This window comes from Tepidisphaeraceae bacterium, from assembly GCA_035998445.1.
Classification (GTDB): Bacteria; Planctomycetota; Phycisphaerae; order Tepidisphaerales; family Tepidisphaeraceae; genus DASYHQ01.
Map to the genome: position 1 here is coordinate 364,277 of DASYHQ010000018.1, position 22,609 is coordinate 386,885.

Consider the following 22,609-nt stretch of genomic DNA (forward strand, 5'->3'; position numbering starts at 1 on the left):
CACCGAATTCCACCTGCAGGAATAAATCTCGACCCGTGGCGTTTGTAGGGGTGTTGCAAGCCGTCGGATGAGACGGCAAACCCAAAACGGGCTCAACCGGGCGACCAGGCGCCTTATCTCCCCCTGGCTACTGGAGGAACGCAATGAATTGGAAACTTCTCTGCAGCAGTCTGGCCCTCGGCGTCGCGGTTATCGCGAGCCCCACCCTGGCCCAAGATGCCCCCCAAGGTGACGGCGGTGGCCGCCAGCGCGACCGTGGTGGTGAAGGTGGCGGTGGTGGTGGCGACCGCCAGCGCGGCGACCGCCCGCGCATGGATCCCGAGCAGATGCAGCAGCGCATGCTGGAGCGCATGAAGGAACAGCTGGACGTGCCGGACGACGAGTGGGCCGTCCTGGAACCTAAGATCAAGCGCGTGGCCACGGCCCAGCGCGAGGCCCGCGCCGGCATGATGATGGGCGGCGGACGCTGGGGTGGCGGGCCCGGTGGCCCCGGTGGCCCGGGCGGTGGCCAAGGCGGCCCCGGTGGTGGTCAGGAGCCCACGACCGAAATGGGCAAGGCCGCTCGCGACTTACGCGAGGCCGTCCGCAACGACAACGCCTCGGAGACCGACCTCACCGCCAAGCTGACCGCCTACCGCGCGGCCCAGGAAAAGACGGCCGAGGAACTGAAGACCGCCCGCGCCGAACTGAAGGAAGTCGTCACCGTGCATCAGGAAGCGGTGCTCGTGCTGACCGGCATGCTGGAGTAACATCCATCGCATCCAATTTTCGTCCCCGCCATGGTGTAAAGCCATGGCGGGGGCTTTCGTTTCTCGTGACGAAATCGTCTCCCCCCGCTGGCCCAAGGGAACCCGAAGTGAATCAGTTGCTGGACCAGATGTTTCGCCGCGGCCTGCTGGACGCCGATGCCCGCGATCGCGCCGCCGGCGCGATCGACACCGGCAAGCCACTGGAAGAGGCCGTGCTGTCGGCCGACGGGGTGACCGAAGAGGTCATGCTGCGCTTCCTCGCCGATTCGCTCGAGCTGCCGTACATCGACGTCGAGCAGCAGACCCCCACGAAGGAATTCCTGGCCGCGTTTCCCGCGCGCGTGCTCGTGCGGCACAACGTGCTGCCGATCTACGAGGCTGACGGCGCGGTCGTCGTGGCCTCGTCGCGCGTGAGCGACCATACCGCCCTCGACGAGCTGCGCCTGCTGACCAACCGCGAGTACACGCTCGGCCTGGCGCCATCCACCGAGATCGACCGCGCGATCAAGCGGCTGCTGGGCGTTGGCGCCGACACGCTGCAATCGCTGGATGCCGAGGCCGGACTGAGCGTCATCGACGCCGAGGGCGACAACGACCTCGACGATGCGTCGGCGGCGCAGGACGCGTCGATCATCCGCTTCGTCAACCAGGTGCTGACCGAGGCGATCGAGTCGCGCGCGACCGACGTGCACATCGAGCCGTTCGAGGACCAGCTGCGCCTGCGATACCGCATCGACGGCGTTCTGGTCGAGGCCAACGTGCCCGGCTCCGTCCGCCGGTTTCACGCGGCCATCGTGAGCCGGTTGAAGATTTTGTCGCACCTGGACATCGCCGAGAAGCGCCTGCCGCAGGACGGCCGCATCAAGCTGAAGCTGGCGGGCAACGAGATCGACGTGCGCGTGAGCATCATCCCGATGATCCACGGCGAGGCGGTCGTGCTGCGCATCCTGCACCGCATGAGCGCGCTCATGGGCACCGAACACCTCGGCATGGCGTCGCGCGACCGCACGCTGTTCGACCAGGTGCTGGACATGCCGCACGGCATCGTGCTGGTGACCGGTCCCACCGGCTCGGGCAAAACCACCACGCTGTACGCGGCGCTCAGCAAGATCAACGACGTGCAGCGCAAGATCGTGACGATCGAGGACCCGGTCGAATACCAGCTGCGCGGCGTGAACCAGATTCAGGTATCGAACAAGACCGGCCTCACCTTTTCGGCCGGCCTTCGCGCCATCTTACGTCACGACCCGGATGTGGTGCTGGTGGGCGAAATTCGCGACCGCGAGACCGCCGAGATCGCCGTGCAGGCATCGCTCACCGGTCACCTGGTCTTCAGCACGCTGCACACGAACGATGCGCCCGGCGCCGCCACGCGGCTGGTGGATATGGGCGTCGAACCTTATCTGGTCGCGTCGTCGCTGGAAGTGGTCATCGCCCAGCGATTGGTGCGGTTGATCTGCGAGAAGTGCAAGCAACCGCTCGGTCGCGACGAGACCGACCGCCTGCGGCAACTGTACGGCGACCGCACGCCCGAGGTGATGTACCACGGCACCGGTTGCCGCGCGTGCAGCGGCACGGGTTTCCGCGGGCGTCAGGGCGTGTTCGAGATGATGGGCATTAGCGATGAGGTGCGCTCGCTGATCCTCAGCCGTGCGCCGTCGCAGGCCATTCGCAAGGTGGCGATGCAGCAAGGCATGCGCAGCCTGCGCGACGACGGTTGGCGCCTGCTGCGCAGCGGGCAGACCACGGTCGAGGAGATCCTGCAGAACACGAAGGACGAAGAGTCGCACCTGAGCTTCGCCGACCCCGTGGTGGAGGCCACGCGCACATGAGCGCCTTCACTTACGTCGCGATCGACAAGGCAGGCAAGCGGACCACCGGTACCGTTGGCGCCGACACGCGCGCCGCTGCGATGGACGAGGTGATGCGCCAGGGGCTGTCGCCGTTGTCGCTTCAGGAATCGGGCGGCAACGCCGGATCGTTCATCACCGCCACCGATGGCGTGCCGGCGAAGGTGCCGGGCAAGGCGGTGGAGGCGTTCACGCGTGAGCTGGCCAACCTGCTGGCTGGCGGCCTGCCTCTGGCCCGGGCGCTGGCGTTGCTGAAGCGCGAGGCCGCTCATCCCGCAGCGAAGGCCGCGTGGACGAAGATTCACGATGACGTGGTGGGCGGTGAATCGCTCGGCGATTCGCTGGCGAAGTTTCCGCAGGCGTTCTCCGGCGTCTACGTCGCCATGGTGCGCGCCGGTGAGGCGGGCGGCTTTCTGCCCGTTGTGCTGCAACAGATCTCCGACTTCCGCGAACGCGAACGCGACCTCACCGGCAAGGTGAAGGCCGCCATGATCTACCCGCTGGCCCTGGCCACCGTGGCGACGGTCGTGCTGATCTTTTTGCTGACGTTCTTCATCCCGAAGTTCTCCGGCATCTTCGCGCAGTTCGGCTCGAAGCTGCCGTTGCTCACGCAGTTCGTCGTCGCAATCAGCAACAGTTTGCTGAGGTACGGCCCGTTTATCGCGATCGTGTTGGTCGTGGTCGTCGTCATGATCCGGCGATGGTTCGCCACGCCCCCGGGCCGGCGGTTCCTGGAACGGCTGATCCTGCGCACACCGGTGCTCGGCACCGTCGCGGCGCGGTTTGCGCTCGTGCGCTTCTGCCGCATGCTGGGCACGCTGATCGCCGCCGGCGTGCCGCTGGTGGCATCGCTGCGGGTGGCGCGGGAAGCGCTGGGCAATCAGTCGCTGGCCGACTCCATCTCGCACGCGATCGAACAGGTGCAGCGCGGCACGGCCCTCAGCAAGGCGCTGGCGGTTAATCAACAGCTGTTCCCGCCAAGCGTGATCGAGATGATCGCGATGGCCGAGGAAACCAGCCGTGTGGATAAGGAACTGGTTCGGCTGGCCGGTGCGTACGAAGGGGATCTCGACCGCCACCTGCGCATGTTCGTCGCGCTGGCCGAACCGTTGTTGCTGGTCATCATGGCGGCGCTGATCGGCACGGTGGTGGTCAGCATGTTGCTGCCGGTGTTTACGTTGCAGGACATGATCAATTAGCAGTGCTCAGTGAAGAGGAATGTGAGAAGAGACATGAATCGACAAATGCGAAACAACACGCGGCGAAGTGGCTTTACCCTGATCGAGCTGTTGCTCGTGCTGGTGATCCTGGCGGTGCTGGCGGCGCTGGTGGTGCCGAAGTTCACCAACCGTTCCCAACAGGCCCGCGAGACGGCGGTGAAGACGGACATCTCGAACATGCAGACGTCGCTGAACGCGTTCGAGATCGACACGGGTCGCTTCCCAAGCTCCGAAGAGGGGCTGGGCGCCCTGCTGCAGCAGCCGGCCAGCGTGCAGGGTTGGCGCGGGCCTTACCTGGAGCGCGGCTTGCCGAAAGACCCGTGGGGCAACCCGTACGGGTATCGCTACCCGGGCCAGAAGAACACGAGCGGTTTCGATCTGTACTCGCTCGGCGTCGATGGCCGCGAGGGCAACGACGACATCGGCAACTGGGATAATTGATGCGTCATGAGCGACCTGTAGTGGCGACGCCTGTGTCGCGGTCGATGCGCAGCATCGACGCCGATTGAGGATCTATATTGCGGCTGCGCCGCAGCGCGACGCAGGCGTCGCCACTACAACGAGGAATTTGTTGAACATCCGTAGCGTCCATCATCATCAGCTTCGCACGAGTCATTGCGATGATCGCCGCGCGTTCACGCTCATCGAAATGGTGCTCGTGATGGTCGTGCTGGCGATCGGCGTGTCCCTGACCGCCCCTTCGCTGCGCGGCTGGAGCCAGGGCGCGACGCTACGAGATGCCGGCCAGCAGTTCCTGGCCGCCACACAACTCGCGCGCTCGCAGGCGGCCGCGACCGGGGTGCCGCATCGGTTGCAGGTCGACACGGCGGCCAACACGTACGTGCTGGGCGCGCTCAACGGCGCCGAATGGCTCCCCGTGCCCGGCGAGTTCGGCCAACCGACGGCGCTGCCCGCCGAGCACCGCATCGAGATCAACACGACGGGCACCGAGCCCAACGCGATCGACTTTTATCCCAACGGCCGCACTACCCCCTGCAGCGTGCGGCTGATCGGGCGCACCGGTGAGGCGATCGAGTTCGCCTGCGCTTTCCCGGCCGAACCGTTTCAACGCGTGATCGCTACGCCATGACGCAACCGCCCGTCCAACTTCCGCAGCCGCTGAGCCGTGGTCACCGAACGACCGCGCGACGTGGGTTCACGCTGATCGAAGTGCTGGCGGCGCTGGTGCTGGTGGCCATCGTGCTGCCGGTGGCGATGCGCGGCGTAACGCTGTCGATGCAGGCCGCGGCGCGTTCACGGCAACTTACCGAAGCCGGCCAGTTGGCTGCCAGCAAGCTCGCCGAGCTCACCGTACTGAAGGACGTCACGCTGTTCAGCAGCTCGGGCGCGTTCCCCGATTTCCCCGAGTACCGCTGGGAGACGACATCCGCCCAGCGCGACAACGGGCTGTACGAGGTGAACGCGCGCGTGATCTGGACCGCGCAGGGCTTGGAACAGTGGGTCACGCTAACCACCCTCATCTACCCCGCGGCCGCGACGTCCAGTTCAACCAGCGGTGCCGCCAGTGGCGGCACAACGGGGGCGACACCATGACGATGCCCCACCATCACCGCCGCCGCCATCGTAGCGCGTTTACGCTGCTGGAACTGATCCTGTCGCTCGGCATGGTCGCGATGATCTCGCTAACGTTGTACGGTTCGATGCGCACCGCCTTCCGCGCCCGCACGACTGCCGAGAATCAGACCGCGGCCGCCAGGCCCGCGCAAATCCTGCTCGATTTGCTGCAGAGCGACTTCGAGTCGATCCTGCCGCCCGGTGGCACGCTCGCAGGCGCCTTTATCGCCACCCCCGCCACCACCGGTTTCGGGTCGGCCGACCGCGTGAACTTCTTTACGATCGGTCGCGATCTATACGGCCAGGTGCCGGCGCCGTTTGCCGAGGGCGTGCGGCAGGTCGAACTGGCGCTCGACACCACCGGCCCACAGCCACTGCTGGTGCGGCGCGTGAGCCGCAACCTGCTGTCGCAGAACGAGGCGCCAATCGAGCAGGAAGTGCTGTCGCCGCGCGTGCGGGCGCTGTCGTTGCGGTACTACGACGGCACCGAATGGACCGACACGTGGGACTCGGCCGCGCTCGCCAACGCGCTGCCGCAGGCCGTGCAGATCGGCATCGAGATCGATCAACCCACGCGCGACGGCAGCGGCCCGTACCGGATGTCGCGCATCGTACCAATCGTCTGCATCGCCGCCCCCCCGGAAACAACGTCCACCACCGCGACGGAGGCGCCCGCCGAAACGCAATGATGTGCCCCACCCGCACAACTTCGCTGCACGGCACGCGCCTGCGGTCACGGCGCGGCAGCATCCTCATCATCACGATGGTGGTCGTGTTCGCGATCGCGTCCATGGTGTTGTCGCTCGGCCGCTGGTCGCGCGCCGAGTCGCTCACCGCTGCCAATGGCGTGGCCGCGATGCAGGCGGTCGCCGTGCAGCGCGGGGCGGAACAGCACGTGCTCGCGCTGCTCGCCACCCAGCGCGATAGCCTGGCTACCCTGAGCGAGTCTGAGTTTGCAAACGTGCCCGTGGGGGCCGGCTACTTCTGGATCGTGCGCCCGACTTTTGGCGACACCACGCTGCCGCAGTACGGGCTGCTCGACGAATCGGCGAAGGTGAACCTGAACACCGCCGATCAGCGCACGCTCGAATCGGTCCCAAACATGACGCCCGAGCTCGCCGCCGCCATCATCGATTGGCGCGACGAGGACGACACGCTGTCGGCCAACGGCGCCGAATCGCAGGAATATCAGGCTGCCAGCGCCGCCTACGTGGCCAAGAACGCGCCGTTCGAGACGGTCGAGGAACTGCTGCTGGTGAAGGGCATGACGCCAGCACTGCTGTACGGCACGTCGGCCACCGGTAGCGTGATCACCGATAGTGCCCAGGCCAGCGTCAGCGGCACGTATGGCCTGTTTGACCGCTTCACCGTCTGGAGCAGCCGCCCCAACACCGCCGCCGACGGCACCGCACGCGTGCGCATCAACGGCCGCGGGAATCAGGACGCGCTGGAGAAGCTGCTGCAGGAAAAGCTCGGCCAGTTGCGCGGCAGCGAGATCGTGCGCGCAACGCGTCGCGGCAACTCGCGCGACCTCTTCGACTTCGCCAACCGCGCCGGCCTGAAAGCCTCGGAACTGGCACTGATTGAAGACCAGATCACCACTGCCGACCCCGCGCAACCGTTGAAGGGGCAGATCAACGTTTTCCAGGCGCCGCGCGAGGTGCTTGGGGCCGTGCTGAATCTGTCGACCGACGACGTCGACGAGCTGGTCGCCCGCCGCGACGCCGAGCGCGCCAAGAGCCCGACGTCCATCGCGTGGGTCTATGATGCGCTGGAGGGCCGCGCTGTCGGCCTCGGCGATCGCATCGCCGGGCAGGGCCGGCAGTTCTCGGCCGACATTGTGACGGCGACGGCGAACGGTCGCGCGTTCCGGCACGTTCGAATCGTGATCGACGCGAGCGACGACACGGCGCCGCGGATCGTTTATCGTCGCGAGCTGTCCGACGGTGGCTGGCCGCTGGACCCGGCGATCCTCACATCGCTTCGTGACGGTCGGGGGTTGAACGGCGGTGGCTTCGCGTCCTCTTTCCAAGGTTCGATGCAATGAAGTTTCGCGCATCACCGATGCTCGGTCTCGTGTTCAGCGACGGCGCCATCCTGTGCGCGCAGGTCGCCGGTGGCGCGCGCGGCATAGTCGTTCAGAAGGTGGGTCGCTTCACGCCCACCGCCGATGCCACGGGTGATGGCACGCAACAGGGGGCGGCACTGGGCACGTTCCTGCGCGAGCACGGCTTCACCGCCAGTCGCGCCGTGATCGGGGTGCCGGCGCGATGGCTGCTGTCGCAGGAGAAGGAACTGCCCCCGACCGGTGACGAGGAAGCCAAGGCGATCCTTCGGCTGCACGCCGAGCGCATGACCATGGCCGACAACGCCCCGATGGTCGCCGACTTCACCGGTAGCTTTAGCGCGTCGACCGCGTCGCGCGTGCTGCTGGTGGCGATGCTGCGGACGCACCTCGACCAGGTGACGAGGACCGCCGAGGCCGCCGGCCTGTCGATCGCAGCCGTTACGTCGACCGCGCTGGCGACCGCGCGATACCTGAACGCCGCCAGTGAATCGCCGCTCGTGCTGCTGAGCGACAGGGGCGCCGAACTGGTGGTGCCGCGGGACGGTGCGCCGCGCACGCTGCGACACGTCGCCTTCGCGACCCGCGGCCCGGGTGGGCTGGCGGCAGCATCGGCGGAGCTGCGCCGGGCACTGGCGATGGCCGGTGGCGCCGGTACCGGCGTTATGCTGTGGGACGGCGCCGGCCTGGCCGGGCCAGAATCGCGCGAGCTGGCCGAGCGGTTGAAGGTCGACGTGCGGTCGCAGCCGACCATCGCGTCGCTTGGCGCCACGGTCGAGCAGACCGCGCTGAACGGCGCCGCCGTCGGTCGCCCGGCCGAGGCGTACCTGCCCGCGATCGCGCTCGCCGGCGCGGGGCTGGATCGCTCGCGCCTGCCGGTGGACTTCGCATCCCCGCGCTTGGCGCCGGTGGTGCAGGGCCGCTTCGGGCGGCGCACGGTGTGGGCGATCGCGATCGCCGTGCTGTCCATCGTCGGCCTCGCCACGCTCTACACGATGGTGCAACAGCGCGAGGCCGAGGCCGTGATGCTGAACACGCAGCTAACGACGCTCGAGGCCGACGTGAAGGCCGCCAAGGCCAACATCGAGCGTGTCTCCTATGGCCGCACGTTCTTCGAGGCTCGGCCGGATGCGCTGGCATGCCTGCGCGAGGTCACGCTGGCGTTCGACTATGACGAACCGATCTGGACGACCGCCTTCAACCTTCGCAGCAACGGCAAGGGACAGATCCAGGGCAAGGCCACGAATCAGCAGATCGTGCTGACGGTAACCGACCGGTTGCGCGCCAACCCGCACTTCGCCAACGTGCAGCAGGACGACCTGCGCGAGGCCGGCGGCAGCAGCGGTGGCCAGGAGGTCACCTTCACGATCAGCTTTACCTACCTGGGGGACGAGTAACGCGATGAAGCTATCGAACCGAGAAAAGTACGTCGGCATCGGCGCTGCAGTGGTGATTGGGCTGTTCGCGCTCGACAGCGTTCTGTTGTCGCCGTTGCTGGCACGTCTGAATGATGCCGACCAGCGAGTTGCGCTTGCCAATCGCGAACTGCGCGAGGCCGACCAGCTGTTCCAAAACAGCCTGCGTGCCCGCCGGAAGTGGAAGGATATGGCCGGCGACACGGTGAAGACCGACGAGTCGGCCGGGCAAAGCCAGTTGCTGAACCGCGTGGACGGGTGGGCACAGGACGCCGGCCTGCCCCTGAGCGCGCTAAAGACCGGCCGCGGCGAGGGCGAGCAGGGCTTCCAACGCATTTCGGTGCAAGCCACCGCCGCCGGCACGATGGCGCAGGTGTCGCGATTCCTGTACTCGGTGCACACGGCCAAGGTGCCGGTGCGCGTGAGCGAGTTGCAGATCGCATCGCGCAAGGAAGGGACAGACGACCTGGCGCTGCAGGTCTCGATCTCGTCGATCTACGCCCCACCGCCTCCCCCGGCCGGCGATGCCGCGGGTGGAAGGACGGGTGCCCGATGAGCCGATGCGCGTTGACGATGCTCTTGAGCACACTGCCCCTGCTGTCGGCCGCGTCAGCCCTGGCCCAGGACGAGCCGACAACGGATGAGGTCACCATCTCGATACCGCTGCCGCCGTCGATCGCAGCGACCACGATTCCCGCGGCGGAGGCGGATGAAGCCGAGGCGGACGAACAATTACCGGCGACGGTCCCCGCGCCCCCGACCGCCGCGCCACCCGCCACCGCGGTGGCCCCGGCTTCGTTCGCGGGCCAGTATGGAATGCTGAGCGAGCGCAGCATCTTCCTGCGCAACCGCCCGCGCCCGCGGCCGGCCAGTGCCGTGCAACAAGTCACGTCGCGACCCGTGGCACCACCGGCGGCACCGGAGCGCGATTTCGTGCTGCGCGGCGTGGTGCTGGAGGACGTCGACCTGCGCGCGTACGTCGAGGACACCCGCGCAAGTCGCATGTTGCGCCTGTTGCCCGGCGAAGACGTAGCGCGCGGGCAGATCGTCCAGATCGAGGCCGACGCCGTCCTGTTTCAACACGACGGTGAGCAGCTTTGGATCGAGGTCGGCCAGAACTTCACCGGCACCCGCGCAACCTCGCCCCTGCCGCAACCCACGACCGAAGCAACCAACGGCAGCGGTGGCGCTACGACATCGACATCGACATCGGCGTCACCGTCGCCGCCCGGTGGAAGCGCCACCAGTATTGAAGAACGAATGCGACTGCGCCGCCAGCAAAGCGGTGGTGGACGACCGACCCGGTAACGTTTCAGGCAAGGATTTACGTACATGATCAATTCCGTCCCACCGCAGCGCTCCCGTTCGATCCCCCGGCCGCGCGCCACCGGGCTGCTCGCCACTGCCGTCGCCACCGCGATGGCCTGCGTCTACCTGCCCGCGCCGCAACGGGCGCACGCGCAGGTCGCGCCCGCCGCGTCGCCCACCACGCTGCCCGCGACACAGCCGACCACGCTACCGGCGACGCAGGCGAACGGTCGACCGGCGACGACGCGCGGCATCACCGAGCAGCGCGGTGGCCTCGTGCTGAACTTCCAGGACGCGTCGATCGACGTCGTCCTCGATGAACTCTCGGCCGCCGCGGGATTCATCGTGGTGAAGGAGGTGCGACCCGAGGGCCGCGTGACGCTCGTCAGCCGGCAACCGGTCAACCCGTCCGACGCCGTTGCGCTGCTGAACACCGTGCTGCGCAACGCCGGCTACACCGCCATTCAGCAGGAGCGCATCCTGAAGATCGTCGCGCGCGACGCCGCCAAGCGCCTGAACATCCCCGTGCGCACCGGCAACGACCCCGCGCAGATCGCCGCGACGGACGAGCTGATCACGCAGGTCATCCCGCTGCGCTTTGCCGACGCAACGCAGTTGAAGGCCGATTTGCAACCGCTGATTAACCCCGAGGCCGACTTCGCGTCGAACGCCTCCAGCAACGCGCTGGTGATCACGGACACGTCGGCCAACGTGAAGCGCGTGGTGCAGATCGTGGCGGCGCTGGACACGTCGCTGGCCGACGCGGTCGACGTGAAGGTGGTGCAGATGAAGCACGCCACCGCCTCGACCGCCGCCACGCTGATCAACAGCATCTTCGGCAACCTGGACGCCGCGCGGCCGCAAGGCAGCCAACCGGGTGAACAGAACCAGGGTGGTGGCGGCGACCGTCGCGACCAGTTCCGGCGCTTCATGCAGCAGCAGGCGCAGGAAAGCGCCTCGCGCTCGGGCAAGCTGACGGCCGGTTCCGACGATCGCACGAATTCGGTGGTGATCAGCGGGCCGCCCGACACGTTGGAGGTGGTCGAGCGCGTGCTGAAGGAACTGGATTCAAACCCCGCGGCCGAGGAATCGGTCTTCGTCTATCGCCTGCTGAACGCGCAGGCGGTGAACCTGGAGACGGTGCTAAACAGCCTGTTCAGCGGCAGCCCCCCGCCGCAGCGCACGATCACGAGCAACGCCGATTTGCTACGGCAGGCCCGCAGCAGCCGGACGTCGAGCGGCTTCGGTGCCGGTGGCTTCGGCGCCAACGTGAACACCGGCCAGACGCGCACGCAATCCAGCGGCTTTGGCAACGCCGGTGGCTTCGGTGGCGGCTTCGGTTCGCTGTTCGGCGGGCAAGGCCGCCTTTCCCAAGGCGCCGCGCAGACGGCTTCGGAACTGGCCGGGCGGGTCTACCTGATCGCCGACGTCGATACGAACTCGCTGATCGTGCGCACGTCGCCCGCCAACTTCGAACGCGTGAAGACCGTGCTGGAGGAGATCGACCGCCCGGTGCCGCAGGTGCTGATCAAGGTGCTGGTGGCCGAGGTGACGCACGACAACGGTCTGGACATTGGCGCGCAACTGTCTGTGCTGAACCTGCGCACCGGCGTGAACGCCGCAGGAGAGACAGTGGAGTCCGGTTCGCAGATCGGCACAAATTTCGGCATCCCCACCGATGGCGGCACCGGCCTGGTGTTGCAGATTATGGAGACGAACTTCACCGCCGCCATCCGCGCGCTGGAGACGACGGGCAAACTCGACGTGCTGTCGCGGCCGTACATTCTGGCGTCCGACAATCAGCTGGCGAGCATTACGGTGGGCCAGGAGGTGCCGCGCATCGGCACGTCGATCATCGGTGAGAACGGGCAGGTGACGAACACGGCTGAATACGAGGACGTGGGCATCCTGCTCGACGTTATCCCGCACATCAACGCCGATGGGCTGGTCATCTTGGACGTGGCCCCGGAAATTTCGTCGCTCACCGGCACCAGCGTGCAGATCTCCCCGGGCGTGACGCAACCGGTAATCGCCAAGCGGTCGGCACAGTCGCGCGTGTCGGTACGAAACGGGCAGACGATCGTGATCGGCGGATTGATGGAAGATCGCGTTACCAACACGATCAGCAAGGTGCCGATCCTGGGCGACATTCCCCTGCTCGGCGAACTGTTCAAACGGCGGCAGAAGACGAAGGCCAAGACGGAGCTGCTGATCTTCCTGACGCCGCACGTTGCGACCGATGCCAAGCAACTGCCAGCGATGTCGGCCGAGGAACTGGAGGGCACGAAGCTGGTGCCGAAGGCTGTGGCGCCGGGCATGTTCGACTATCATATGCAAGGCCTTCAGCGCGGCAGCACGACGCAGCCGACGACCGACCCTGGCGCACCGCTGTCGCCACAACCATGGACACCGTGATACACCGATCCTCGATCGCCAGCCGAGTTCGCACCGCAGGCGCCATCGCCTGCGGCTGGCTCGGCCGGTGCGCGGTCGTAATCTGCTTGATGCTGGCCGGCTGTGGCAGCGGTAAGCAGACGTCAAACGCGGGGGCCGGTTCGACAACTGGTGCCAGCACGGGAGACCTGCAGGCGAGCCAGCCGATTTCCAACACCGACCCCTGTGCGATGCGCCTGCATGACATCAGCGGCGGCATCCTGCTGTACTACGTGACGCACCACACGCTGCCCGAAACACTCGCCGACCTGAAAAGCAGCCCGGGCATGGACAGCCTGCCTGACACGGTCTGCCCGGTGTCCGGCCGGCCGTTCCTGTACACGCCGAACGGCATCTTCATCCCCGAGCGTAACCTTCGCATCATTCTGGCCGACCCCGCGCCATCGCACTCGCGGATGCGCTGGGCGATCAGCATCGTCGAACCCACCCCGAACGAACCGCTGCAGACCAAGGTGATCGCGCTGCCGGAATCGTTTTTCTTATTGCGCCCGCCAGAGTAAGGAATGCGTGTGCTCTGGTCCCCTCTCCCGGTACTCCGGGGGAGGGTTAGGGAGGGGGCGGAGCGACCGGAATAAATACTTAGACGAAGACCCCCTCCCCAGCCCTCCCCCGCGAGTACGCAGGAGAGGGGGCCAGACGCGATCGGGCGAGCGGCTCAGCTCTAGAACCCGGTCCGCTTGAACTGCTTTTCCAAATCCTTCAACGTCAACCGCAACGTCGTCGGCCGGCCATGGGGGCAGTTGCTGGCGCGTTCGAGCAAGTCCCGGCGAGCGAGCAAGGCTTCGATCTCCGGCGCGGTCAGCGGATCGCCCGCCTTTACCGCGGCCTTGCAGGCCATCATGTCGAGCACCTCGTGCAGCAGTTCCTCGTCGTGCAGGTCCAGCAGTTCCTGTTCACCGCGCTCCAGCAGTTCGCGGACGAACGTGGTTGGCTGCAGGCGATGCAGAAAGCTGGGGAACGAGTGGATTGCGACGGCGTTCGGGCCGAACTCGGTCACCTCGATGCCCAGCCGTTCGAGCAACGGCTTGACGTGCTCCAGCAGCGCGACCTGACTTGAACTGACGTTCACCGGCTCGGGAATCAACAGCCGTTGTGCTTCCAGTGGCCCCCGGCGCACGCGGGTGAGCAGGTCCTCGTACATGATGCGCTCGTGCAGCGCGTGCTGATCGATGATCACCAGCCCGTCCGGCGACTCGGCAACCAGATAGCTGTTGTGCAACTGCAACGCCGGCGCAGCGGATGCGAAGGCGCTGGCCGACGATGGAGCAGCGCGTCCGGTTCCCTCTCCCTCCGAGGGAGAGCCAGGGTGAGGATGCTCGGGCAACGGGTCAGCTGCGTAGCTATGCCTCACTTGCGGTGCCGCGGGAGAGAAATCGTCGGTCGGTTCCGCACGTCGCTCGGCATTCCACGTGCCACTCTGGCCCTGTCCTGCAGGAACAGGCAGTGGTGGCCCCTTGTGTTGAAGCGGCGACGAGAATGACGAAGGCATCGGTGGCAACGGCGTCGCGGGCGGAACGGGGGCAGTCGTCTCCGGCAGCAACATCTGGGTGGCCGGTGTGTCGCGGAAGAAGGACGCCAGCTTGTGCCGCATGTCCTCGCGTACCGGCTCGGGCAGCGTTTGCGGCGATGCCGCATCGCTTCGCATCGGCACGGCCGCGGGGGTTAGGTCGCTGTCGAGCAGGCGTTCGCGCACGCCGCTGTAGACGAGGCTGTGGATTCGGCCGCCGTCCTTGAAGCGCACTTCGATCTTGGTCGGGTGAACGTTCACGTCGACGTCACCAGGTGGCACGTCGAGCATGAGTATGGCGGCCGGATGCCGGCCGGGCTCGGTCAGGCCGCGGTAGGCCTCGCGCACGGCGTGCTGGATGAAGCGGTCCTTGATGTGCCGGCCGTTCAGGTACAGATACTGGTACTTGGCCGTCGGCCGGGCCAGTTCGGGCAGGCCGACGATGCCCCTTATGTGCAGTTCGGCGTCGCGCGCATCCACCGCGATGCGCAGCGGGCGAAAGTCGGCGGGCCAGGCCGACAGCATGCGCTCCTCGGCGGTCGTCACCGGCAGGTCCATCGACGTGCGGCCGTTGTGCGTCAGCTTGAATGCGACGTGCGGGTGCGGCAACGCGATGCGCTGGAGGATATCGGAGATGTTGCCGATCTCGGTGGGCGCCCCCTTGATGAACTTCCGCCGCGCCGGCGTGTTGAAGAAGAGGTTACGGACCTCGACGGTCGTGCCCACGTTCCCCGCCGCCGCCTGCGGGTCGGAGATGGCGCCACCGCGGTTGTGGATTTCGTACGCCGCGTCGGATTCCGGCACGCGCGACAGCACGCGCGCCTGCGACACCGCCCCTATGCTCGCCAGGGCCTCACCGCGAAATCCCATGGTGGCGATGGCAAACAGATCATCGTCATCCCGAATCTTGCTGGTGGCGTGCTGGGCGAACGCCAGCAACAGTTCTTCAGGTGGAATGCCCCCACCGTTGTCGATCACGCGGATCGTCGCGCGGCCACCGTCCTCGGCTTCAACCAGAATGGAGGTCGCGCCGGCGTCGATCGCGTTCTCGACCAGTTCCTTCACAACCGCCGCGGGGCGCTCGATCACCTCCCCAGCGGCGATGCGGTTGACGAGGTGCGGATTTAACTGCTGGATCGAGCGACGCGACATACCCACGAGTATAGGATGATGCGTGCCGGCGACCAATTCGTCGGTGACGTTCGCAGTGGCACTTCAGGGGCGAGTGGCGTTATGGCGGACTTGGTCTGGGCAGTCATCGTGGTTGGGATCGCCACCGCGGCTACCTTTATCGCGGCACAGCGCATCACCCGGCGGTTCAGCCGATCGAGCCTGTTGACCGTCCTGCTGTTGGTGTCGGCCGGGCTGGCGCTCTACCTGCAGCATGGAATGGACAAGCCGTGGGTCGCACGGCTCATCCCGCTCAGCAACGCGATCATCCTCGGAAACTTCTCGCCGTTGATCGCCGCGGTGCTCGCGGGCACGGCGTGCAACGCGATCTCCGGGGCGTGGTGGCGCAAACTGCTCATCCCCGGGTCGATGGTCCTGCTGGCATGCTGGGCGGCGTGGCAGCCGCTTAGCGCAGTTCAACCGATCGACGGCGCTCGGCTGGTCAAGGGCATCTGGCGGCAGACCGACCAAGCCTCCTGCGCGCCATCGGCAGCGGCCACGTTCCTGAACGCACAGGGCATCGCCGCGACGCAAGATGAGATGGCCAGGCTCTGCCGTACGACCGATCAAGGCACCGCCACGCTCGGCCTGTATCGCGGGCTGGTGCTGAAGACCGCCGGCACGCCTTGGAAGGTGCAGGTGGTGACCGCCGACACGATCGCGGCGCTTCGCGATGAGGCGACCTCGCCGATCATCATCAACACTCAGTTGAGGACGATCGCGGACGTCGACCCCCTCTACGTCACCGACTGGGGTTGGGCCCCCGGCGTGCGCCATACCGTGGTGCTGCTTGAGTTCATCGGCAACCGCAATCTGGTCGTCGCCGACCCCGCCGTGGGCCGCGAGCGGTGGGACTTGGATAACTTGCGCGTGCTATGGCACGGCGAGGGGTTTCAGTTGGTGCCAAGGTAGGCAGTATTCAATTGGCCGTCACGCCGCGAAATCGAACACTGGCGTCTCGATCGTCCGGGATGGCTTTTTGCCTTCTCGGACGATCTGGTGAATGCGCTCAACGGTGGTCGGTGAAAACAGCTGTTCTCCGGTAGCGACGTTGACGCGTGCCGGAACCTGTTCAATGACGTACAGCTTCCCGTCCAACTCGACGGTGTAGTTCACGCGCTGCTCGACCAGCACTTCATCGTTCGCTGCACTCATGCTTTCCTCACTCGGTGGTCAATCCACTGCTGGGGATCCGGCTCGTAAACCGTAATGATCTTAATCAGTGGCCGCGTTGGATAGCTGCATAAAATGCGGAGCGGCCGTTTCGCCTGAGTATACCCCAGAATGAGGCAAGTCGGGCCGTACTTATCCTGCGGATAATCTTCGATGAGTTCCGCAATGGCGATCGCCTCGAGCATTTCGGCGATCGTTATCCCTCGCTTCAGCGATTGATCCACCGCGTGCCGAGACAGCTCAAACAGGTCGACCGCAATTTTGGCCCGGATCTCCTGAATCATGCCCCCAGCCGATCCGGGTTCAGCCCCGTCAGTTCATCGATCACGAACAGCCCATCCTTGCGGATCAGTTTGCCGTCGAACCAGATTTCGCCACCGCCGTACTCGGGGCGTTGGATGCAGACCATGTCCCAGTGGATCTGGCTCTTGTTGCCGTTGCCGGCCTGCTCGTAGGCCTGGCCGGGGGTGAAGTGGAAGCTGCCGGCGATCTTCTCGTCGAACAGGATGTCCTTCATGGGCTTGAGGATGTGCGGGTTGAAGGCCAGGCTCCACTCGCCGATGTAGCGGGCGCCGTCGTCGCTGTCGAGAATCTCGTTCAGTTTGGATGTCGTGGCCGATGAATCGGCTACGCCGTTGACGATCTTTCCGTTTTTCAGTTCCAGCTTCACGTGGTTGAAGACGGTGCCGCGGTAGAGGGTTTCGCAGTTGAAGGCGATCGTGCCGTTGACGCTGTCGCGCACCGGGCAGGTGAAGCATTCGCCGTCGGGAATGTTCGATTCACCGCTGCAGCCGACGGCGCCGATACCCTTGATGCTGAAGCGCAAATCGGTGCCGGGGCCCTTAATGTGCACCTGATCGGTGCGCGACATCAGCTCCTGCAGCGGCTGCATCGCCTTGGCCATGGCGGCGTAGTCGACGCCGGCGCAGACGCGGAAGTAGAAGTCCTCGAACGCCTCGGTGCTCAGGCCGGCGGCCTGTGCCATGCTGGAGGTCGGCCAGCGCAGCACGACCCACTTGGTCTTCGGCACGCGAATGTCCTGGTGCACCGGCGTCCACCAGTGCCGCTCGTACAGTTCCATGCGCTCGCGCGGCACGTCCGACAGCTCGGAAATGTTGTGGCTGCCGCGCACGCCGATGTAGGCGTCCATCGCGCTCATGCGGGCGGCCTCCACCTCGCCGAGCAACTTCATCTGCGCCTCGGTCGCGGTGCCGAGCAGCGCCCGCATGACCTGCTGGTGATACGTGCTGACCAGCGGCACCGCCCCGGCCGCCGCGACGCGCTTGACCAGTTCCACGGTGAAGTCGGTCGGAATGTCGAACGCCTCAATCAGCACCTTCTGGCCCGGTTCCAGCCGGCAGGAATGGCGGACGAGGACGTCGGCAAGTTCAGCAAATCGTGGGTCTTTCATGGCGGCGATTAGGAATGGAAAGCGGCGCGGAGTCAACTTGGTCGGCCACCCCGGATTCCGCGAAACGATCGAACCGCAAGTGGTGGCCGCTTGCGGTTCGTCGGTGCATTGATTCGGGAGTGGGTGCTTTAAGGCTAGCGGACGAAATCTCCGCGCGATGCGTTGCCTGTCATCCCGATGGGAGCCTTGGCGACCTGAGGGATCTCGTATGACCCGCCGGGTGCCACGGGTCAGCGTACTCGCAGACCTGTGTCTTCTCGATGGCGAAAACACAGGTCTCGGAGCACCGCGACCTGTGGCCCCAAGGGACGAGTGCATGAAGCATATTAGTGCCCAGGAATGCCTGTCCTACAGAAGATGCAAGCGAACGGTCGGATCGCGGGGGCGGGGCCAGTGGCCTTGGTCTGCCCTACCGCATCACCCAGTTCTCCGCGTTCTCGTTGACGGCGTCTTCGCCGGGGTAGACTTCGTCGCCGCGGATCAGGTAGTTCAGTTGGAGGGTCTTGCGGAGGATGACCGGGTTGCCGTCGGGCGTCTTCACGTCCGTGCCGCTGGCGTCCTTCAGGAAGGTGTACTCGCCGCTCAGGCCACCCACGAAGATGCTGAACGTGCCCATCTCCGGCGACACCTCTTCCCAGATCGCCACACCGTCGCGAGCTTGGTCGGGCCCAAGGCGGAGCGCCCCACCGATGTTGTACTGCGACTCCAGGAAGCCGTTGCGCTCGCGATCCTTAATCGTGCCGAAGACCTGCGGCGGCACCTTGCTGTCGCTTCGGAACACGCGGCCATCTTTAGCCAGCAGTTCCAGCACGGGCAGGAAGGTGTGTTCGTCGTTCGTGTTGTTCGTGACCGTGTACGTGAGGTACCAGTAGGCCTTGGGCTTGTCGTTGCCGATGTCGACGACGATGCGCTGCGGCGTGCCGTGCTCGAACTTCAGCTCCCACGCCTTCGGGTACGGGCTGGGCACCGGGAAATCGCCGCGCCGCTCCTCTTTCTGCTGGGCCGACGCAAAGGGCGTCCCGGCGAGCATGGCAATGGCGAGCGCGCCGGCGACGAGAAAGCGGGAAGCGGAACGAGTACGGGTGGTGCGTTGGGTCATCGGGTGCGTCTCCGCGGGTGAAATCGTTCGCGAGCGAATTTGGGTCTGGACCGCCGCTGTAGACGGTGTATTGTGTTTGTGCGTGGGGATGCTGTCAAATTTCTTTCGCCCCATCACACCCGCCACTTCCGTTGACGGTCCGCTGTTGTGTCGCGCTGCGCAACGCGGCGAGTTCAACGACGCGATCAAGTTGATCCTGTCGACCAATAATAGACCCGCGAGCGACGCACAAGTTGTGGATTTTCTGCGTTATGCCGTCCATCGCGACATCAACCTCAACGACCTCTGGCTCGCGCTGCGCGATGGCCGATTGGTGTGGGCGGCGCTGCCCGTGGTGAACCCCGGCCGCACGATGCTGCTGTTGATGCCCGACGAGCCCCCCACCACCGATTCCCCTGCCGCCGTGGCGCTGTTAAACGCAGTCTGCGATCACTTCGGTGGCCGCGGCATTACGCTTGCCCAAGCCTTGCTTGAACCGGGCGCGACCGTTGCCGACCTGCTTGCCACGCAAGCGGGCTTTCTGCCGCTGGCCGAGTTGATCTACCTGCAGGCCGACATCCGCCGCGTGCCCACCGCGGCGCAGGTGGGCATCCATTGGCGGACCTACTCGTCCGCCGCGCACGACCTGTTCGCCCGCACGATCCTGCAGACCTACGCCGACAGCCTCGACTGCCCCGCCCTCAACGGTTTGCGCGATATTGAAGACATCATCGTCGGCCACAAGGGTCCCGGCGCCTTCCGGCCCGATCTGTGGTTGCTCGCGACCGACGACACTGGCACCCCGCTCGGCGTGCTTCTGCTGGCGCAAATTGCCGACGGCGACACGCTGGAACTCGTCTACTTGGGCGTCGTTCCCGCCGCCCGCGGGCGCGGCATCGCGCAGGCGATGATGCGGGAAGCGATGGCGATCGGTCGCTCGCTGCAGGCCACGCGCCTCACCCTCGCGGTCGATTCGCGCAATACGCCGGCGCTTCGCCTCTACTACGGTCACGGCCTGCAGCGCTTCGCCTCGAAGGTTGCCCTGATCCGCGATCTGCGCCGGCCGGCCTCCGTCACCGCCCCCGCGCTCTCTACGCCGCTGGCGGAACCGGTGTAGCGAACGAGGACATGCAGGTCTTCACCGTGGCATGGGCGTCTCGCCCATGCGTGTGGATTGGAATAGAAGCCGCAATTTGCGGCAGAACAGTTCGACCGCGCAACGACCGTCAATCTAATCGCTCTTCCTCACCACACGCATGGGCGAGACGCCCATGCCACGGCCAATGCCCGCCATCCGGGTGGTCTTCGCAATGCTTCGCGCCTCCTTCGTGCCTTCGCGTCTTCGCGTCTCTTACGCACGCTTGTCAGTCGCGCAGGAGCACGACATCCCTTGGAAACCATCCCGATCCCGCCCCCATCCCACCGCCCGTGGGTCCGCATAAATCCGATCACTCATCCACCGGTCATGCACAAGTCCGGTAAGAATGTGCACCAGACGTTGATAAAAGAATTTCATCGTTCGCCGCCTGTGGTGCCACCGTGAGTTGGGTCGTTGTGAACGGAAAATCCAATAAAGACGGCCTTGCCAGCACAGCCGGTGCGACTTAGAGTTCGCCCGTCAGGTTCAGGGATGAAGAGAACGGCATGAGGATCGTGCTAAGGACCCGTTGGGGAACAATGGGGTCAGGCACGCGACCGATACGTCCGGGCAAGACGTGCTCATCGCCGCTCTCCACCACGTCGTAGGATGCGACTCACGGATGAACAACTTATAGGCAGGACGCCTCGTTACCGCCTCGTTTGAGAAATGCCACTGTGGCATGACGCAAGTCATATCACGGTGAACGGCGGAATGGAGGACCAATCGCGCTGCGCCACGTCCCGGGAGGGAACGCGGTCATGCACGATGGTCTGGCTGTCGCAATCGTCTTGGGAAACGGGCGCCATTTTGTGGCCCGTGGACGGTTCCGACTCAAGCGTCGCAAGACTGCTTAGAAGGAGCATTCGTGAGCTGCATCGGTGCCCAGGATTTGCAGCTGGCGCGGTTGGCTGATGCCATCGCACAGCGCGTCGGACCGCAACGTTTTCATGTCTGGTTCAACAATTCGACCCGCTTGGACCTGAAGCAGGACGGCCTGGAGATCGCCGTCCCCAACGACTTCATCTCGGACTGGATCGGCACCCACTTCAACCGCCCGATTCAGGAAGCCGCCCACGAGGTGCTCGGCGGTCCGCTGCCCGTGCGATTCTGCGTGGTGCCCGAACTGTTCGAGGTGGAGGCCGCGCTGAAGAACGCCGGCGTCGACACGAAGGCCGCGCCGGTCATCGCCAAGGCGCGCATCGGTGAAAGCACGACCGCGATCATCGCCAACGAGGTCCGCCGCGCCGCTCAGTCCGTCACCGCGCTGCCGGTCATGCGCACGATCCCGCAGTCTTCGACGCAACATGGTGGCTCGTCCACCGAGATGTCAGGCCTGTCGTCGGCCAACTCGCCCTACTCGGCCCGCCCGCGCCTGCGTCACGATATCGAGACGTACGTCGTCGGCCCGAGCAACCAGCTCGCCTACAATGCCGCGTTGTACGTCGCCGAGTTCCCCGGCGCCCAGTACAACCCCCTGTTCATCCACGGCGCCTGCGGCCTGGGCAAGACCCACCTGCTGCAGGGCCTGTGCAAGAAGTTCATCGAGCACCACCCCACCAAGCGCTGGATGTATTTGACGGGTGAAGAGTTCACCAACGAGTTCCTGCTCGCGCTGCGCAGCAACAAGCTGGACACGTTCCGCCGGAAGATGCGCGACCTGGATCTGCTGGTGATCGACGACGTGCACTTCCTGGGTGGCAAGAAGGCGACGCAGGAGGAGTTCCTGCACACGTTCAACGCGATTGAAGCAATGGGCCGCCAGGTCGTGCTGGCCAGCGACGAGCACCCGAAGATGATCGAGGAGTTCGGCGAGTCGCTGATCAACCGCTTCGTCAGCGGCATGGTCGTCCGCGTCGACGCCCCCAACTACGCCACCCGCTGTGAGATCCTGCGTTCGCTGTCGCTACGAAGCCGGTTGGACTTGAGCGAAGAGGTGATCAGCTGGGTCGCCCGCCGGGTGACGCAGAACGTGCGCGAAATTGAGGGCGCGGTCATCCGCATCGCCGCCCACGTGAAGATCAGCGGCCAGCCCGCGACGGTCGAACTGGCCCAGGCCGCCTTGGGCGACTTGGATCGCCAGCTCGTGCAACCGGTGAAGCCCGAGAACGTGCTCGCCAGCGTCTGCGAGTACTTCGGCTTGGAACAGAAGGACCTCATGTCCGGCCGCCGCCAGCGCACGATCAGCCTCGCCCGCAGCGTCGCGATGTTCCTAATCCGCAAGATGGCGAAACTGAGCTTCCCCGAGATCGGCACGCGGATGGGCAAGCGCAACCACAGCACCGTCATCAGCGCCTGCCGTCGCATCGAACGGGCCGTGGCCAAGAATGAAACCTTGGTCTGGACGAGCTCGGTTGGTGACCGGGAAGAGGAAGCCTCGGAACTGCTGCAACGCCTGGAAGAGCAGAGCCGGGCGAAGGGGTAAGGTTTGAGTCCGGTCCCTCTCCCATGGCCCCATGGGAGAGGTTGGGTGAGGGTAATTTTGAACGGCTGACG

General features: G+C 65.7%; 21 protein-coding genes. 16 read left to right on the forward strand and 5 right to left on the reverse strand.

What is annotated here, in order from left to right; translation table 11 throughout:
• The first annotated feature begins 143 nt into the window (after nt 1-143).
• From VGN72_08255 to VGN72_08315, 13 genes are all read left to right on the forward strand, one after another.
• Nucleotides 144-749: a hypothetical protein gene (locus VGN72_08255; GenBank protein ID HEV7299341.1), complete on the forward strand. Its 606-nt coding sequence runs from the start codon at nt 144-146 to the stop codon at nt 747-749.
• A gap of 107 nt (nt 750-856) precedes the next feature.
• On the forward strand, nt 857-2,581 hold the full coding sequence (locus tag VGN72_08260) for a GspE/PulE family protein (GenBank protein ID HEV7299342.1): 1,725 nt from the start codon (nt 857-859) through the stop codon (nt 2,579-2,581).
• Nucleotides 2,578-3,798: a type II secretion system F family protein gene (locus VGN72_08265; protein HEV7299343.1), complete on the forward strand. Its 1,221-nt coding sequence runs from the start codon at nt 2,578-2,580 to the stop codon at nt 3,796-3,798. The genes VGN72_08260 and VGN72_08265 overlap by 4 nt, the downstream gene beginning before the upstream one ends.
• Nucleotides 3,799-3,843: 45 nt before the next feature.
• Complete coding sequence (gene gspG / locus VGN72_08270; protein ID HEV7299344.1) at nt 3,844-4,260, forward strand: type II secretion system major pseudopilin GspG; 417 nt, start codon at nt 3,844-3,846, stop codon at nt 4,258-4,260.
• A 130-nt stretch (nt 4,261-4,390) separates the two neighbouring features.
• Nucleotides 4,391-4,909: a GspH/FimT family pseudopilin gene (locus tag VGN72_08275; GenBank protein HEV7299345.1), complete on the forward strand. Its 519-nt coding sequence runs from the start codon at nt 4,391-4,393 to the stop codon at nt 4,907-4,909.
• Nucleotides 4,906-5,373, forward strand: coding sequence for a type II secretion system protein (locus VGN72_08280; GenBank protein ID HEV7299346.1), 468 nt, complete (start codon nt 4,906-4,908; stop codon nt 5,371-5,373). The genes VGN72_08275 and VGN72_08280 overlap by 4 nt, the downstream gene beginning before the upstream one ends.
• Nucleotides 5,370-6,083 carry a type II secretion system protein GspJ gene (locus tag VGN72_08285; GenBank protein ID HEV7299347.1) on the forward strand — a complete coding sequence of 238 codons (714 nt, stop codon included), beginning with the start codon at nt 5,370-5,372 and terminating at the stop codon, nt 6,081-6,083. The genes VGN72_08280 and VGN72_08285 overlap by 4 nt, the downstream gene beginning before the upstream one ends.
• Nucleotides 6,080-7,441 carry a helix-hairpin-helix domain-containing protein gene (locus tag VGN72_08290; protein ID HEV7299348.1) on the forward strand — a complete coding sequence of 454 codons (1,362 nt, stop codon included), beginning with the start codon at nt 6,080-6,082 and terminating at the stop codon, nt 7,439-7,441. Before VGN72_08285 ends, VGN72_08290 begins: the two co-directional genes overlap by 4 nt.
• The gene (locus tag VGN72_08295) at nt 7,438-8,856 is read left to right on the forward strand and encodes a hypothetical protein (protein ID HEV7299349.1); all 1,419 of its coding nucleotides are present in this window, start codon (nt 7,438-7,440) and stop codon (nt 8,854-8,856) included. Before VGN72_08290 ends, VGN72_08295 begins: the two co-directional genes overlap by 4 nt.
• Before the next feature lie 4 nt (nt 8,857-8,860).
• On the forward strand, nt 8,861-9,430 hold the full coding sequence (locus VGN72_08300) for a GspMb/PilO family protein (GenBank protein HEV7299350.1): 570 nt from the start codon (nt 8,861-8,863) through the stop codon (nt 9,428-9,430).
• Between the two features lie 23 nt (nt 9,431-9,453).
• Nucleotides 9,454-10,182 carry a hypothetical protein gene (locus tag VGN72_08305; protein HEV7299351.1) on the forward strand — a complete coding sequence of 243 codons (729 nt, stop codon included), beginning with the start codon at nt 9,454-9,456 and terminating at the stop codon, nt 10,180-10,182.
• Nucleotides 10,183-10,206: 24 nt separating this feature from the next.
• Nucleotides 10,207-12,597 (forward strand): type II secretion system secretin GspD, encoded by a 2,391-nt coding sequence (gspD, locus tag VGN72_08310; GenBank protein ID HEV7299352.1) that lies wholly within the window; start codon nt 10,207-10,209, stop codon nt 12,595-12,597.
• Nucleotides 12,594-13,136 (forward strand): hypothetical protein, encoded by a 543-nt coding sequence (locus VGN72_08315; GenBank protein HEV7299353.1) that lies wholly within the window; start codon nt 12,594-12,596, stop codon nt 13,134-13,136. The genes gspD and VGN72_08315 overlap by 4 nt, the downstream gene beginning before the upstream one ends.
• Before the next feature lie 161 nt (nt 13,137-13,297).
• Here VGN72_08315 and mutL read toward each other — a convergent pair whose 3' ends face one another.
• Complete coding sequence (gene mutL, locus VGN72_08320) at nt 13,298-15,295, reverse strand: DNA mismatch repair endonuclease MutL (protein ID HEV7299354.1); 1,998 nt, start codon at nt 15,293-15,295, stop codon at nt 13,298-13,300.
• Between the two features lie 15 nt (nt 15,296-15,310).
• Here mutL and VGN72_08325 point away from each other — a divergent pair, with 15 nt between their 5' ends.
• Nucleotides 15,311-16,225 carry a hypothetical protein gene (locus VGN72_08325; GenBank protein ID HEV7299355.1) on the forward strand — a complete coding sequence of 305 codons (915 nt, stop codon included), beginning with the start codon at nt 15,311-15,313 and terminating at the stop codon, nt 16,223-16,225.
• 18 nt (nt 16,226-16,243) lie between these two features.
• On the opposite strand, the gene VGN72_08330 is transcribed toward VGN72_08325, so the two are convergent.
• From VGN72_08330 to VGN72_08345, 4 genes are all read right to left on the reverse strand, one after another.
• Nucleotides 16,244-16,468, reverse strand: coding sequence for a hypothetical protein (locus tag VGN72_08330; protein ID HEV7299356.1), 225 nt, complete (start codon nt 16,466-16,468; stop codon nt 16,244-16,246).
• Nucleotides 16,465-16,770, reverse strand: coding sequence for a DUF4258 domain-containing protein (locus VGN72_08335; protein ID HEV7299357.1), 306 nt, complete (start codon nt 16,768-16,770; stop codon nt 16,465-16,467). The genes VGN72_08330 and VGN72_08335 overlap by 4 nt, the downstream gene beginning before the upstream one ends.
• The gene (locus VGN72_08340) at nt 16,767-17,897 is read right to left on the reverse strand and encodes an aminopeptidase (protein HEV7299358.1); all 1,131 of its coding nucleotides are present in this window, start codon (nt 17,895-17,897) and stop codon (nt 16,767-16,769) included. Before VGN72_08340 ends, VGN72_08335 begins: the two co-directional genes overlap by 4 nt.
• A gap of 409 nt (nt 17,898-18,306) precedes the next feature.
• Nucleotides 18,307-18,996, reverse strand: coding sequence for a hypothetical protein (locus VGN72_08345; protein ID HEV7299359.1), 690 nt, complete (start codon nt 18,994-18,996; stop codon nt 18,307-18,309).
• 88 nt (nt 18,997-19,084) lie between these two features.
• Between VGN72_08345 and VGN72_08350 the strand changes: the two genes are divergently transcribed.
• Together VGN72_08350 and dnaA are read left to right on the forward strand one after the other, a co-directional pair.
• A complete protein-coding gene (locus VGN72_08350; GenBank protein ID HEV7299360.1) occupies nt 19,085-20,092 on the forward strand; it encodes a GNAT family N-acetyltransferase in 1,008 nt (335 codons plus the stop codon).
• An 889-nt stretch (nt 20,093-20,981) separates the two neighbouring features.
• Complete coding sequence (dnaA, locus tag VGN72_08355) at nt 20,982-22,538, forward strand: chromosomal replication initiator protein DnaA (protein ID HEV7299361.1); 1,557 nt, start codon at nt 20,982-20,984, stop codon at nt 22,536-22,538.
• The last annotated feature ends 71 nt before the right edge of the window (nt 22,539-22,609 follow it).